16 protein-coding genes are annotated in these 12,971 nt (G+C 51.1%); 7 read left to right on the plus strand and 9 right to left on the minus strand.

From position 1 onward, the window contains the following. Positions 1 to 3 precede the first annotated feature (3 nt). Both AACH41_RS03985 and AACH41_RS03990 read right to left on the minus strand, forming a co-directional pair. On the minus strand, positions 4 to 507 hold the full coding sequence (locus AACH41_RS03985) for a phage holin family protein (RefSeq protein WP_313983403.1): 504 nt from the start codon (positions 505 to 507) through the stop codon (positions 4 to 6). Positions 508 to 519: 12 nt separating this feature from the next. Next, positions 520 to 936: a DUF883 family protein gene (locus tag AACH41_RS03990; RefSeq protein ID WP_194747333.1), complete on the minus strand. Its 417-nt coding sequence runs from the start codon at positions 934 to 936 to the stop codon at positions 520 to 522. A gap of 293 nt (positions 937 to 1,229) precedes the next feature. Between AACH41_RS03990 and AACH41_RS03995 the strand changes: the two genes are divergently transcribed. From AACH41_RS03995 to AACH41_RS04005, 3 genes are all read left to right on the plus strand, one after another. After that, positions 1,230 to 2,660 (plus strand): CHASE3 domain-containing protein, encoded by a 1,431-nt coding sequence (locus AACH41_RS03995; protein WP_338656880.1) that lies wholly within the window; start codon positions 1,230 to 1,232, stop codon positions 2,658 to 2,660. A 146-nt stretch (positions 2,661 to 2,806) separates the two neighbouring features. Continuing rightward, entirely contained in the window at positions 2,807 to 3,322 is a 516-nt protein-coding gene (locus AACH41_RS04000) for a BON domain-containing protein (protein ID WP_275357102.1), read from the plus strand. Between the two features lie 154 nt (positions 3,323 to 3,476). Beyond that, positions 3,477 to 3,884 carry a BON domain-containing protein gene (locus AACH41_RS04005; RefSeq protein ID WP_313983412.1) on the plus strand — a complete coding sequence of 136 codons (408 nt, stop codon included), beginning with the start codon at positions 3,477 to 3,479 and terminating at the stop codon, positions 3,882 to 3,884. 48 nt (positions 3,885 to 3,932) lie between these two features. On the opposite strand, the gene AACH41_RS04010 is transcribed toward AACH41_RS04005, so the two are convergent. Beyond that, entirely contained in the window at positions 3,933 to 4,460 is a 528-nt protein-coding gene (locus AACH41_RS04010) for a lipocalin family protein (RefSeq protein ID WP_194747559.1), read from the minus strand. 149 nt (positions 4,461 to 4,609) lie between these two features. Between AACH41_RS04010 and AACH41_RS04015 the strand changes: the two genes are divergently transcribed. After that, a complete protein-coding gene (locus AACH41_RS04015) occupies positions 4,610 to 5,044 on the plus strand; it encodes a glycine zipper domain-containing protein (protein ID WP_275357100.1) in 435 nt (144 codons plus the stop codon). 75 nt (positions 5,045 to 5,119) lie between these two features. Beyond that, positions 5,120 to 5,560, plus strand: a complete 441-nt coding sequence (locus AACH41_RS04020; protein WP_275357099.1) for a bacteriocin — start codon at positions 5,120 to 5,122, stop codon at positions 5,558 to 5,560. Positions 5,561 to 5,656: 96 nt separating this feature from the next. Here AACH41_RS04020 and sugE read toward each other — a convergent pair whose 3' ends face one another. Continuing rightward, entirely contained in the window at positions 5,657 to 5,974 is a 318-nt protein-coding gene (sugE, locus tag AACH41_RS04025) for a quaternary ammonium compound efflux SMR transporter SugE (protein WP_194747328.1), read from the minus strand. 20 nt (positions 5,975 to 5,994) lie between these two features. Next, the gene (locus AACH41_RS04030; protein ID WP_338656883.1) at positions 5,995 to 6,711 is read right to left on the minus strand and encodes a 16S rRNA pseudouridine(516) synthase; all 717 of its coding nucleotides are present in this window, start codon (positions 6,709 to 6,711) and stop codon (positions 5,995 to 5,997) included. Between the two features lie 105 nt (positions 6,712 to 6,816). On the opposite strand from AACH41_RS04030, the gene AACH41_RS04035 reads away from it, so the two are divergent. Beyond that, positions 6,817 to 7,611 carry an RNA methyltransferase gene (locus tag AACH41_RS04035; RefSeq protein WP_338656885.1) on the plus strand — a complete coding sequence of 265 codons (795 nt, stop codon included), beginning with the start codon at positions 6,817 to 6,819 and terminating at the stop codon, positions 7,609 to 7,611. Between the two features lie 7 nt (positions 7,612 to 7,618). On the opposite strand, the gene hslO is transcribed toward AACH41_RS04035, so the two are convergent. The 4 genes from hslO to AACH41_RS04055 all read right to left on the minus strand — a co-directional run bounded on the left by hslO (position 7,619) and on the right by AACH41_RS04055 (position 12,066). Further along, the gene (gene hslO / locus AACH41_RS04040) at positions 7,619 to 8,491 is read right to left on the minus strand and encodes an Hsp33 family molecular chaperone HslO (RefSeq protein WP_194747325.1); all 873 of its coding nucleotides are present in this window, start codon (positions 8,489 to 8,491) and stop codon (positions 7,619 to 7,621) included. Between the two features lie 91 nt (positions 8,492 to 8,582). Further along, a complete protein-coding gene (locus tag AACH41_RS04045; RefSeq protein WP_338656888.1) occupies positions 8,583 to 10,772 on the minus strand; it encodes a TonB-dependent siderophore receptor in 2,190 nt (729 codons plus the stop codon). Positions 10,773 to 10,878: 106 nt separating this feature from the next. Next, positions 10,879 to 11,751, minus strand: coding sequence for a tRNA glutamyl-Q(34) synthetase GluQRS (gene gluQRS, locus AACH41_RS04050; RefSeq protein ID WP_338656889.1), 873 nt, complete (start codon positions 11,749 to 11,751; stop codon positions 10,879 to 10,881). A gap of 6 nt (positions 11,752 to 11,757) precedes the next feature. Further along, entirely contained in the window at positions 11,758 to 12,066 is a 309-nt protein-coding gene (locus tag AACH41_RS04055) for a DUF3301 domain-containing protein (RefSeq protein ID WP_194747322.1), read from the minus strand. Positions 12,067 to 12,237: 171 nt separating this feature from the next. Between AACH41_RS04055 and AACH41_RS04060 the strand changes: the two genes are divergently transcribed. Then, on the plus strand, positions 12,238 to 12,834 hold the full coding sequence (locus AACH41_RS04060) for a hypothetical protein (protein WP_338656891.1): 597 nt from the start codon (positions 12,238 to 12,240) through the stop codon (positions 12,832 to 12,834). The last annotated feature ends 137 nt before the right edge of the window (positions 12,835 to 12,971 follow it).

Genomic DNA, 12,971 nt, shown 5'->3' on the forward strand with positions numbered 1-12,971 from the left:
CTCTTATTGTTTTGGGGTGTCAGAAGCCGGTTTTTCAGTATGAGCTGCTTCGCCACCCTCATCTTCAGGTGTTGCCGGTGGCGGTGGCGCAATCTCGTTGCGGAATACCTGCCAGTCATGACTGATCATTGACAGCGAATCTGCAAACAAGGGTTTTTTATACCACTGTGCACGCACTGCCAAAAACACAATCAGTCCGATGGCGGCAGGAACCAGCATCACCAGCCCCAGAATCAAGGTGCGATGTGGATTCTCCCACAAGATGGAAAACAGCCACATCAACCCGAGCAAGCCGGTAAAAATAAACATGCTGAAGACCACCAGCAGGCCGACAATGCTGGTAGCCATGCGTTGGGTTTCCTCCAGAAAATCCTGCTTCATGTGTTGCGCTCTGTCTTCGGTATAGTCAGCCACATGATGGCGCAAATTGATGAAATTATCCTTCAATGCCGAGACTTTACGGTCTAGAAACAGTACAGCCACAAATTTCAGGAGGTTTAACCACATAGATTTCCTTAATTATTCGCGACGCTTGGCGCCCAACAGGTATCCTATCAGCAAACCGACGCCAGCGGCTACCAGTACCGTACCCAGTGGATGCTCTTGCACCGTGTCAGCGGTTTTGTCCTTGATGGTGTGATAGGTATCGCTGACTTCACGCTGTACCTGATCCTTCACACGGCCTGCTTTCGCTGACAGGTTAGAAGCCAATGCTGCTGCATTTTCTTCGCTGGTCAAACGGTCGATATTTGCTTTCAGGGTGTGAATCAAGGCCTTGGCCTTGTCTTGTGTCGTGTCAGCCGTGTCATTGACTGCGTCCAGCAAATCATTGGCGGTGGATTTGACTTGCGCTGCAATTTCTTCAATGGCTTGGTCAGATTTTTTAGCTAAATCATCCGTTGTATTTTCAACATGGTCTTTGGAAAAATTAAACATTTTGTAACTCCTTTAAAAAGTCATACAGCATGGTTGAAATCGATCTTGATGTTATATGAGCATTAAGATGCGTTTTCAATATGGTGCCATCTTAACTGCCCGGCCTGCGAGAACCTATCGGCTCACTACCGATTACACGGTCAGAATTCTCTGACAATACTTATTTGGCTTGATCACGCATGTTTACATTGCCCATCCTCATCAAGCCCGTTATGATGATAATGTATTGTTCACAATGCACATTAAAATACGCTGGATTGACCCTTCTTTCAATCTTTATCCTTGTAAACCGCATGCAAAAAATCAGAACCCAATTGATGGCCTTGCTGGACAGGCTGGAAGTCATCAGTGATACCTTTGGCGGTAATACGGTGGCTTTACTGACGGTGAGTTTATTGCTCGCTGCGGCCATGCTGGTGGTGAACGATCGCTTGATCGTCAATACGCGTGAAAAAACAGACCTGCTGACCAAACTGGACCAGCTCCTGATGGAGGAGTGGAAAACACAAGCCAGTCTTTCGGTGGCTGAAAGCGCGCAGCGCGGCTACTTGCTCACCCGTTCTGAAAACTATTTCGCGCCTTATGACGAGGCGACGCAGGAGATCAGCGAACATCTGCAAAACATCAATACGCTGTTGAACCATACCAATCTGGTCAAGCACATCACGATACAAAACATCATGAACCAGCTGGTCAACAGCATTGCCAAAAAGTCTGCCGAAATGAGTGTGACCATTGATTTTGCCAAGAAGCACCAGTTCGACAAGGCGTTGGCCGTGGTCAAGCTGGACTCTGGCATTAAAGAAAGTGCGAACGTGCAAATGCTCTCGCGCCAGTTTGAGAAGGAAATCACCGATTACCGTCACGAACTGGCCGAGGCGAGAAATAATATGCGGCGCATGATGCGCTGGTTTGTCATGGCGTGCCCGTTGATCTTTGTGTCACTGGTGGTACTGGTGATTCGCCGTTTATTGCATGAGCTGGCAGAAAAAGCCAATCTGCACGAACGCTTGACGGATGAGAACGCCGAATACGAGCGCAATATCCAGACCCTAACCGTCAGCCTGCAACGCCAGGCCCTGCAGGCACAGACTAACATTGAACGTGAGCGCTACCAGCTCTCGCGCGAATTGCATGATGAGCTTGGCTCATTGTTGACAGCCATCAAAATGGATATTTCCTGGGCGATCAAATACTTAAAAGACAGCTCGCCGCAAATCACCGACAAGCTGAAAAAGACCAACCAATACCTGGACCGTAGTATCAACTTTAAACGTGAGATTGTGCAAAACCTGCACCCCTCCATGATCAAGAGTTTTGGTCTGATCGCCTCGTTGCAAAACCTGGTTGATGAGGCCGCTGCCCGTAACCATTGGCAAATGGATATCATCATGCCCGAGCAAGAGCTCATGATGAACGAGACCTTGAGTTTGATTATTTATCGCCTGGTGCAAGAGAGCCTGAACAACTGCAGCAAGTATGCACAGGCCAGTGGCGTTTCGGTGCATCTGATGCACGACGACCAGCATATCAAGCTTGAAATTGCCGATAATGGTATCGGCTTTGACATGAATAGTCTGACCGGTAGTAACACCGGCATTAGCGGCATGCGCAACCGGGTGGAGTCTATTGGCGGCCATTATGAAGTCACCAGTACGCCTGGCCAGGGCACCAGTACGCGGGTGATGTTACCTTTCCTTGCTGCCGAACCGGCAAACAACTAAGCCTCCTTATACAGCGTTTTGCACGCTGTAGTCATATTCTGACAAGGGATTCAGTCGGTGGACGACTGACCCCTGCGCTCCCAGCCAGTAACATGGCTACACATCGCATCAACTACTTTGCGATGTGCGTAAATAAGGAGACGCAAATGTCAATGTCAAAATATAAACAAGCAATCATCTTTGGCAGCCTGTTGGCAACAACAATCACTGTGAATGCCTTTGCGTTCGATTTGGACGAAGTGCAAAACGGCGTACAGCCCTATCAGGAAGAGTTTAAGGCCTTGGACAAGAATGGCAACAGCACCTTGACCTGGGCAGAAATACAGCAAGACAAAAACGTAAAGAAAAAAGATTTCAAAGCGTTTGACCACGACAATGATGGCACTTTGAGCTATGAAGAATTTGCAGAGCTTAAGACACAGACCAGCCAGAAAGCCATTAAAGGCGCCATGTCTGACAGCTGGATCACCACCAAAGTCAAAGCCAAACTGCTCGAGGAAGAATCCTTGAAGTCACTCAAGATCAGCGTGGAAACTCATAAAGGCGAAGTATTGCTGAGTGGATTTGTGGGAGATGCCTCTCTCAAAGCCAAGGCTGAAGAATTGGTGACTGGTGTAGAGGGCGTTAAATCTGTGAAAAACGCTATTGTGGTGAAAGGTTAACTCACACCCCCTCGCAAGCTACATATCCTCTCCCAATGATGTAGCTTGCTTTTTTTGTTTGGCGGGTTGTCCTACAAGTAGTTGTTAGATTCATCCTCTTTGCAGCTTGGACAACTCGCCCTCTTAATCACGTGTACAAATGAAAGGAAACATCATGAAAATGAACCGTTATCTGACTATGAGTGCTTTAGTAACTTTAATGGGTCTTGCCAGCACCCATGCGCTGGCACAAGGCGAACCGATGTATAAATTTTTGCCTAGCGAAACGGTGGTCGACAATGTGAAAACCCTGTTGCAGAGCCATGGCGTAGATGCTTCAGCAATTGAAGTGAATTCTGACACCCATGGTGTGGTTCAACTGAGCGGTCAGGTTGCTTCCAAAGAGCAGGTTGAAACGGTGACTAATCTGGCCAAACAGGCTGAAGGCGTGTATGCCGTTCTGGGCGAGTTGCGCTATACCACAGGTGAAGTGGTGCCAGCCCCTGCGCCCGCAGGCATGGATACAGTGATGGATACCCCACCTGCACCTGGCAGCGCTGTTGAGCAGATGGATGCCCAATGAACTGATGGACAAGGCCATGCGGTGGTATCAGAGATGTCCCGGCAGGAGTTATTGATGCTGGGGCATCACATGTCTACCGGATTCGTACTCGGCCTGGTTGGCTTGTCGGATGAACAGTAACTGATCGGTGGCAAAACCCAACTCTTTGGCTTTGGCCATCAAATGTTGTTTGATCGGGTAGGGGAGTTGTGGTGTGCGGGAGAGTATCCATAAGTAGTCTCTGCCACTGCTAACCAAGGCATAGTTGTAATAAGGCTTATCGATTTCGAGGATGGTGTAATCACCATAAAAAGGGCCGAAGAATGACACCTTGAGTTTGCCGGTACGGCTGCCGTCAGGATTGGCCGGATCGACAAATTTGGCCTTGCCGGTAGCGACACTCCAGTCGTTTTTCTGGGGATCGAAGCCACGGTTCACTACCTTGAGCGTGCCATCCGCTTCGATGGTGTAATTGGCCGTGACTTGCTCCAAGCCTTTTTCAAATCGGTTGTCCAGTCTGGCAATTTCATACCAGGTTCCGGTGTATTGGTTAGGGTCAAAGCTGCGGACAATGGATTGCTCGGCCTGGCTGGGCATCGGCGCTGAGCAGCTGATGAGACAAGTTGACACGATGCAAATGCAAAAGAGGCTGAGACGGCTATTTAACATAACAATATAGTCAATAAACAATATATGGTTTTTCAAAGACCATTTAAAATAGCATAAATTCAAACAAGGGATACAACATGAAAAAATTGATTTGGGGTGTGTTGTTCATATGCGCAACACCAGTCATGGCAGATAATCTGGAAACAGGTCTTGGCGGCGGCCTGGGCGCTGCAGCCGGGACTGCAGTAGGTAGCGTGTTAGGCGGCTCTACCGGTGAGGTCATCGGTGGCGCTGTCGGCGGTGGTCTGGGAGGCGCGGCGACCACAGGCCGTGCGGGACGGACCGGTGCCATTTTGGGTGGGGCTGCGGGCGGTGCCACCGGGGCAATGGTTGGGCGTAAAGTGAGCGGTACTACCACAGGCGCTGTGGTCGGCGCCGGTGTTGGCGGTGCAGGCGGTGCAGTGGTCGGTAAAGTGATAGACGAGCCGGATCCCTATGCAGGGCGTGGCTATGGCAAACGACACAAAGGTCCGCGCCATCACCACAAGCACAGACACCATGATCACGATTAAGACTGCTGATTAAGCGCGCGTGTCGTACAAGTGTCTATTTGATCCTCTTCCCTTTTTCATCGAATGGAGCATGACATGAAAACATGGATGATTGCTGTCAGTTTGCTGATTGCCAGCAACCCCAGTTGGGCGCAAAGCTGTAATAGCAAAAATGTCGGTGCCAGTGGCGTCGGTGGCTTGGCTGGTTCAGCCATTGGTGCCGTGATGCTGGGGCCCGCGGGTGAAGTGCTCGGGGGCGCCGTAGGTGGTGCCGTGGGGAGTGTGGTCGCCAATGGCGGCAAAGCACAGCCGGCGACGATGTTGGGGGGTGCCGTGGGCGGGGCCGGCGGTGCAATCCTGGGGCGTGGTTTGGGTGGTGGCAGGTTGCTCGCGGTGATTGGTGCCGGTTTAGGCAGTGCAGGCGGCGCTTGCGTGGCTCAGCAAAGTGGAGCCACAAAAACACATCACGTCTCACACACGAAAAAACAGACTGCCAATAACGCCACTGCCAAAGCACAAAAATTGCTCGGTAGTTAAATCCAGGCTTGGGGGCAGCTTGAGTTTCAAGTTGCCCGGCTTTCACACAACAGGATTTAAAATTGCCAGTTTGCTAATGCCAGTGCTTGCTGGCAGTTAATGCGCCGCCAGCTTGAGGCCGATAATGCCGGCCATAATCATGCACAAGCTGAAGATGCGCAATGGAGATACCGGTTCATTAAATAGCCAGATGCCGCCGATCACAGTACCGACAGCCCCAATGCCAACCCAGACGGCATAAGCCGTGCCGACAGGCAGCTGCTTGACACAGACGCCCAAAAGCCAGACGCTGATGACCATGGTCACGATGGTCCAGAACGAGGGCCAAAACTTGGTGAATCCCTCGGTATACTTCAAACCGATAGCCCAGGCGGTCTCAAACAATCCCGCAATTATCAGCACTAACCAGATCATGAAGGTCCTTTGTTGATCGTTCAGGATTGAACGGCAATTAAATCCTCGTCGGTGAGCCAGCGCCATTCCCCCACTGCCAGAGTCTCTGGTAGCGCAAGTTGACCAATTTTGATACGTTTCAAGGCTTCTACGCGGTTGCCGGTGGCGGCGATCATGCGCTTGACCTGATGGTATTTGCCTTCTGCCAGCGTGAGGTGTATCACGTTCTCTGTGATCTGTGTGGCGGCCAAGGCAGCAATCGTTTCGTCTTCATCAATCAGTTGCACGCCTGCCAACAGGTGCTGCATATCGGCAGTGCTCAAAGCGTGTTTGCAAGTCACCTCGTATACCTTGGGTACATGGTGTTTGGGTGAACTGACTTTGTGAATAAACTGGCCATCGTCTGACAGTAAAATCAGGCCGGTGGTATCTTCATCCAGCCGTCCGATACACTGTACTCCGCGCTCTACCAGCGGGCTGGGCAGCAATGTATAGATGGTCGGATGAAATTGGGTTTTATGCGTACATTCATAATGCGCCGGTTTGTGCATCATCAGGTAACTATGCTCGCGGTATTGCCAGGGCTCACCTTCCACCGTGAAGTGCAGGCTGTTGTCGAGCGCAAACTTAGCGTCCGGGTCATCACAGGGTTCACCATTGACGGTCACTGCATCGTTAACAATTAAAATGCGGCACATTTTGCGTGTGCCAAAGCCCTGCCGGTGCAAGATACGTTCTAAATCAAGTGTTTTTGCCATGCAGGAATTATACGTGAATGGCGCGCAGCTTTGGGCTGGGCGCGTGTTTGTGGATGGATTCCAGGCAAAAATCAGCCAGCCGCGCAATTCACGTATAATTCGGCCATGGCTTTTAAACATATTACCTCCCGCGATAACCCTGTCTTCAAGCAATTGCGCAAGCTGGCCGACCAGTCGCGTGAGCGCAAAAAAGCGGCGTCTACCCTGTTGGAGGGCGTGCATTTAATTGAAGCCTACCATCAGGTCTATGGTGAACCCAGGCTGCTGATTATCCCTGAAGGGCATAGTAATGACGAGGCGACGGCCTTGATACAGCAGTTGACGGATGTGGATACCATGCTGCTGCCTACGTTGATGTTTGCCGAGTTGGCGCCAGTGGCATCCAGTAGTGGTGTGATGGCCTTGGTGGATATTCCAGCTGCGACGCTGCCCGCGCACTGTGATTTTGCACTGGTGATAGAAGATATCCAGGATCCGGGTAATTTGGGCAGCATCTTGCGGACGGCCGCGGCCGCAGGCGTGCAGGCCGCCTATCTGACCAAAGGTTGTACCGATGCCTGGTCGCCCAAAGCGCTCAGAGGCGGGCAGGGGGCACAGTTTATTTTACCGCTGATGGAAAGCGTGGATGCGCTCGAGGTGATTGCGGGCTTTTCCGGCAAAACCCTTGCTTTGACCATGCAGGGCGCCAGCTTGTATCAGCAAGCGCTGCAAGAGCCCGTCTTGTTTGTGGTGGGCAATGAAGGGGCTGGGATTTCTGCTGCGCTGCAAGCCGCTGTTGAGACCTGTGTCACCATTCCTATGGCACATCAGGGCGCACTGGCCCTGGAGTCTTTGAATGCGGCCGCAGCCACCGCGATTGCGTTATTTGAATGCCAGCGCCAACGCGGGCTGGGCACATAGCCGCAGATTAGTGTTTGATGCCAGGCGAGTTGTCTGCCTCAAACAAGGCGAGCGCTTCTTCTTCATCAACCACATAGTGTTTGTGGCAAAAGTCACATTGAATCTCAATGCTGCCTTGCTCCTGCAAAATGCTTTGCACTTCTTCCAGCCCCAGCATTTGCAGCATATTGCTGACATTGGCTTGCGAGCAGCTACAAAACGCCTGTACTTCGCGCCCGCTAAATAACCGTACATCTTCTTCTACAAACAACCGCTGCAAGAGGGTGACCGCTTCCAGATCCAACAACTCCGGGGCCGTGACGGTGCCCGCCAGATGTTGCACACGGTTCCAGCAGTCCAGATCACTTTCTTGCTGCTGTGGCAATTTTTGCAACAGCAGGCCAGCCGCGCGGTTTCCCTCCGCGGTCAGCCACAGGCGGGTGTCAATCTGTTGAGAGCGCAACATGTAGTTTTCAAGCATGCTGGCTATGCTGTCGCCTTCTAGCGGCACAATGCCCTGATAAGGCTCGCCCGTTTCAGGCATCAAGGTAATCACCAGCTGGCCTTGTGCGAGCCAGTCTGTTAAATGTGGGCCATTGAGTTCGCCGCTGACCTTGGCTGTCGCGCGGATATTTAAAGCAGAAGTGCATTCAACCACCAATAACTGCAAGGCGCCTTTGCTTTGCAATTGCAAAATCAGTTTGCCTTGCATTTTGAGGGTAGAGGTCAGCAACACACTGGCCGCTGCAAATTCACCAATCACGCTTTTGAGCGCATCAGGCAGGCTCTGATGCTCAAGCGCAGTGAACAGGCTTTGATTGAGCTGAACAAAATTACCGCGCACGGCGGACTGTTCAAAAATAAAAGGGTGCAGTTGGTCTGGGCGTTGTGCGTTATTCATGTGTGTTATTTTAACATTGAAGCTTGGCGTCGCTGACACCCGCAATAAAAAAGCCCGCACAGTGGCGGGCTAAAATCACATGCATGCTAGATCAGAAATGATAGCTCAAGGTCGCACGGGCGTTTAAAGGCGCACCGGGTGTAATGTTATTGTTGTTGTGCGCAAACAGGGCATAGTCTTTGTTAGTCAGGTTCTCGATATTGATTTGCGCATCCCACTGCGGGCTCAACTTGGCAAAAATCGCCGCATCAAAACGCGTGTAGCCAGGCAGTAGGGTGCTTTGGCTCGCCGTTGGGGTGGCCGCATACATTTCCGAGCGGCTGACCATGCCCAACGCGACGGCCCACATGTCATTGATCTGGTATTTATTCCACAATGAGAAGGTGCGGGTAGGTGTCATTGCCAGATTGCTACCAGCCAGGATCGCACTGTTGCCTGCGCCTTGCTGTTTGGTGATTTCGCCTTCTTGCAACGTGAATGCGCCCATGACCTGCCATTGGTCAGTCACCTTGCCGCTCAGGCCAACTTCCAGACCTTTGGTTTCCTGGCCGTCAAGCAGAATAGAGTTACCTGTATTTGTAGGGTCTGCGGCCAAAACATTTTCTCTTTCAAGTTGAAAAATGGCGGCAGTCAATGCCAGATTGGGGTTGATATCCCATTTCGCGCCGACTTCTTTATTAATGAATTTTTCAGGCTTGAAGCTTTGAGTGCTCACGGTAAGACCAATCAACTGATCCCCAGCGCGCGGCACATATGAGGTGCTGTAGCTTGCATATAGCGAGCTATCCGACGTAGGTTTGTAAATCAGCCCGGCTCGCGGTGAAAGCAGATTATTTGTGACATTGATATTGGCAAAGTTACCTGTTCGCAAGTCGGTGTAATTTGTTTCCAAATGATCATGTCTTAAGCCCAGGACTGCCTGCCATTTGGGGTTGAAAACGATTTGATCCTGCAAGTATATGGCGGCAACGGTAAAGTCACTTTTCTGATTGCGGCTGGTTGCATTAAAGGCTACATTGGAAACTGTAGGGTTATCGGCCGAGACGCTGCCAGTTAAGTTTTCACTCGTTCCCTGAGTGAGTCGCTTATTTGTCGTATCTTGTGCAGCAAGCTCTGTCCCAGCCAGCAACTTATGTTCTACATTTCCAGTTTTGGCTGTATAGGTAATATCAGTTTGGTTAATCAGGTTCTCACGTTTTGTCTCATCTCGATAAGCGCCTAATTGCAGGGTATTGGCGGTTGTCACACTGCTATTTGCATAAACGTTTTGATAATACTTATCGTAGTAGGCCAAACGGGTACTGTTTTTGACCTGCACGCCGTTATCAAAGGCATGGCTGATGGCAGCATTAAAGGCGACAGTTTCTGTTTCGGTCGGGCTTAATTTTGCGTTACCAAAAAACTTGTCATAATCCTTGATGCGATAAGGACGATTATTCAGGTTGCTGTTGTCCCCACCGATAAAAGACGGTATGCCTCTATCCGCAGTGCGTTCGTCTTTAAAGTATTCGGCACTTAAAACAATCTCGGTTTTATCCCCCGGCTTGATCGTAAAGGTCGGTGTCATGCCATAGCGTTTTAATTCCACGCCATCACGGTAAGAGTTGGAGTTTTCATACACCGCATTGAGTCTGAATGCTAATTCCTCGGACAACCCCTGACCATAATCCGCGGTGATCCGGCGGTGATCGAAACTGCCATAGCTCACGCTGAGGTCTCTGACGGGATCCCAGCCGGCTTTTTTGCTGACGCGGTTCACGACACCGCCTGCGCCGCCGCGGCCAAAAATCATGCCGTTAGGGCCTTTAAGCACTTCGATACGGTCAGTGTTATATAAGTCGCGGTAAGTCTGAATGTCGTCGCGCAGGCCATCTACAAATAAGTCACCCGTAGTCTGGTTGCCACGTAATACAAGCTGGTCACGGTTACCTTCACCTTGTGCCGCTTGCACACCAGGCACATAGCGCACGGCATCAGCGATGCTTTGCATGGACTGGTCTTGCATAAAGTCGCGCGTAATCACGGTAATGGCTTGCGGTACGTTGACCAGCTCGGTATCGGTTCTGGTCGCGGAGGTGGAGCGTTTTGCGTTGTAACCCTTGACCGGTTTGGTGTCACTCTTTTTCTCTGCCTTGACTTCAACTTCTTGTAACTCGACGGTTTCGCGCTCACTGGCGCCTAACGCGGTCATGGATAGCATTGCGCTACTAAAAAACAGCCCGATCGAGAGCAGCGTTGGACGAGGTCTGAACGGATTTTCTTGGGTATTTTTGATCGTCATAAAATTAATATCCTCTCAATGATTGTCGCGAATATTAACTTAGTTGATAATGGTTATCAATAAATTTTGTAAGTTTTGTCAGCAAATCACGGGGTAAGCGTGAGTACTAGTCGCTAGCAAGCTGGCCGAGTTGCCAATGGGCCGTCGCCCATTGCCACAGCGCAGGCAAGTTTGAAAAATTGGGAACCGGTTGCGGTAAATAGGGTAGAAAGTTGAAGGCGGCAACGAGCGTGGCCAGGATATTGTCCAGCGGCAAAGCGGTTGCCAGGGTTTGTTTGCTGAGTTTTTGCCCTTGGTAGTTCAATACCAGCGGGATATGGGCATATGCTGGGGTGGCATAGCCCAAGCACTGTTGCAGATAGATCTGCCGCGTGGTGGATTGCAGCAGGTCTGCACCGCGCACCACATGGGTCACGCCTTGCAGGGCATCATCAACGACAACGGCTAACTGGTAGCTGAACAGACCATCGGCACGCTTGATCACAAAGTCACCGATGTCACTGGCCATGGCATGTTGCTGCCAGCCGACAACTCTATCCGCAAAGCCGATACCGATGGCAGGCGTTTTCAAGCGCCAGGCAGCAGGTGTGTCTGGTTTTATGGGATGTTGCAGGCAAGTGCCAGGGTAAATGGCACCTTCAATGCCCAGTTGTGTCGAGCTGTCGGCAATCTCCTTACGCGAGCAGGTGCAAGGGTATGCCAGGCCCCGGTGGCGTAACTGCGCCAGGGCCTGCTCATAGTGCTCGGTGCGTTCACTTTGGTAGACGATTTCCTCATCCCAAACAAAGCCATAATGCTGCAGGGTGCGAATCATGTCTGCGCTGGCGCCGGCGACGCGGCGGGTGGTGTCTACATCTTCTATACGCAGCAGCCAGCGGCCGCCCTGGCTTTTAGCATCGCAGTAACTGGCGACGGCGGCGACCAGTGAGCCAAAATGCAAGGGGCCGGTAGGCGAAGGGGCAAAGCGGCCAACCACCATGACGTTTTACTGGGTGACGTAAGGCGGAATATGCCAGGCTACCAATTGGCCGCCCCGCAATTGCAGATGACAGGCCATGCGCTCAATGCCCTGGCTGGAGACGTCAAAGGTATACGTGCGTTGTAACTGCATGCGACCATTGCCGTCCCTGGCAAAACCGACGCGGGCGCAAGCCACGGTTTCATCCAGAAACTGCAGATGGCAGCGCTCAGCCAACTGGCGGCCAATCTTGAGCGCGATCTCACGTTTCGAAATCGTATCCATCCAATACCATGCGCCCGCCATCAAAATGGCTAATAAGGCCCATTCAGCCATCGTTGTTCTCCTTTAAGACGATTATCTTTTTCAGTGTATGATGACCAATAATCCGTTTCATATTCATTTCATTCTTATTTAGTGTTGTTAACGATGAATTCAAGCCGCGAAGCAGATGCGATTCAAGCTTATTATAATTTATTGCACAGCAAGGGCGCTGATGCTGCCATCATGGCACAGCGCGACGCGGTGCTGGCTGAGTTAACGCCGCTATTAAAAGACCAGGAATGCAGCAGCACGGTCTACCGGCAAGCGGTGGACGATTGTCTGGCCGACAAGGAAGCCCAGCGCTGGCCAGAAATCCTGACCATTATCCGCGAGTTTTATCCTTTTTGGCGTGGCGATGTGAAAGCCGTCATGCAATATGCCGATACTGTCGGCTTTGAATTACATCCTATCGGTTGGCAGCCGGCGGTGATTGATTTGCAGTCCGTTTGGCCGGCGTTGCAGTCCGAGAAGTTTGAAACAGCAGAATTATGGCCGCTTAACGGCTACGTCAAAGCGCTCAAATCCATGGAGCACAAGCAGGAGATGGATATTGAACTGCGTACGCGCATGGCAAAGCTCATGTTGTTGCGCTTGCGTGAAGCACCACTCACAGAAAAAAACGCCTACCGCATCACCGCTGACGCAACCCTGCCGCTATTTAATCTCAAAAATACCCGTCACCTATTTTTAAACGCGGTGCGTGAATTTTACTATTTCTGGTCTGCGCATCCTGAGGCGGTCGAAATGCTCAAGCAATTGCAACCGGTCGAGATCATATAAGTCTGTCCCTCCTCCGTATTGGCATACGACGATACGGTTATCCACCGCTTTATCCGTGTTTTGTTGACGCAAACTCTCGATGAGTTCGCATGGCATGCCTCATTCATCAGCATTTGAGCATCTTTAAGTACTTTTGT

This window comes from Methylophilus sp. DW102 (assembly GCF_037076555.1).
GTDB lineage: Bacteria > Pseudomonadota > Gammaproteobacteria > Burkholderiales > Methylophilaceae > Methylophilus > Methylophilus glucosoxydans.

Excerpts from the sequence above, each read along its gene's own strand:
- AACH41_RS03985 (WP_313983403.1), bottom strand. The coding sequence starts at position 507 with ATGTGGTTAAACCTCCTGAAATTTGTGGCTGTACTGTTTCTAGACCGT.
- AACH41_RS03990 (WP_194747333.1), bottom strand. The coding sequence starts at position 936 with ATGTTTAATTTTTCCAAAGACCATGTTGAAAATACAACGGATGATTTA.
- AACH41_RS03995 (WP_338656880.1), top strand. The coding sequence starts at position 1,230 with ATGCAAAAAATCAGAACCCAATTGATGGCCTTGCTGGACAGGCTGGAA.
- AACH41_RS04000 (WP_275357102.1), top strand. The coding sequence starts at position 2,807 with ATGTCAATGTCAAAATATAAACAAGCAATCATCTTTGGCAGCCTGTTG.
- AACH41_RS04005 (WP_313983412.1), top strand. The coding sequence starts at position 3,477 with ATGAAAATGAACCGTTATCTGACTATGAGTGCTTTAGTAACTTTAATG.
- AACH41_RS04010 (WP_194747559.1), bottom strand. The coding sequence starts at position 4,460 with ATGCCCAGCCAGGCCGAGCAATCCATTGTCCGCAGCTTTGACCCTAAC.
- AACH41_RS04015 (WP_275357100.1), top strand. The coding sequence starts at position 4,610 with ATGAAAAAATTGATTTGGGGTGTGTTGTTCATATGCGCAACACCAGTC.
- AACH41_RS04020 (WP_275357099.1), top strand. The coding sequence starts at position 5,120 with ATGAAAACATGGATGATTGCTGTCAGTTTGCTGATTGCCAGCAACCCC.
- sugE (WP_194747328.1), bottom strand. The coding sequence starts at position 5,974 with ATGATCTGGTTAGTGCTGATAATTGCGGGATTGTTTGAGACCGCCTGG.
- AACH41_RS04030 (WP_338656883.1), bottom strand. The coding sequence starts at position 6,711 with ATGGCAAAAACACTTGATTTAGAACGTATCTTGCACCGGCAGGGCTTT.
- AACH41_RS04035 (WP_338656885.1), top strand. The coding sequence starts at position 6,817 with ATGGCTTTTAAACATATTACCTCCCGCGATAACCCTGTCTTCAAGCAA.
- hslO (WP_194747325.1), bottom strand. The coding sequence starts at position 8,491 with ATGAATAACGCACAACGCCCAGACCAACTGCACCCTTTTATTTTTGAA.
- AACH41_RS04045 (WP_338656888.1), bottom strand. The coding sequence starts at position 10,772 with ATGACGATCAAAAATACCCAAGAAAATCCGTTCAGACCTCGTCCAACG.
- gluQRS (WP_338656889.1), bottom strand. The coding sequence starts at position 11,751 with ATGGTGGTTGGCCGCTTTGCCCCTTCGCCTACCGGCCCCTTGCATTTT.
- AACH41_RS04055 (WP_194747322.1), bottom strand. The coding sequence starts at position 12,066 with ATGGCTGAATGGGCCTTATTAGCCATTTTGATGGCGGGCGCATGGTAT.
- AACH41_RS04060 (WP_338656891.1), top strand. The coding sequence starts at position 12,238 with ATGGCACAGCGCGACGCGGTGCTGGCTGAGTTAACGCCGCTATTAAAA.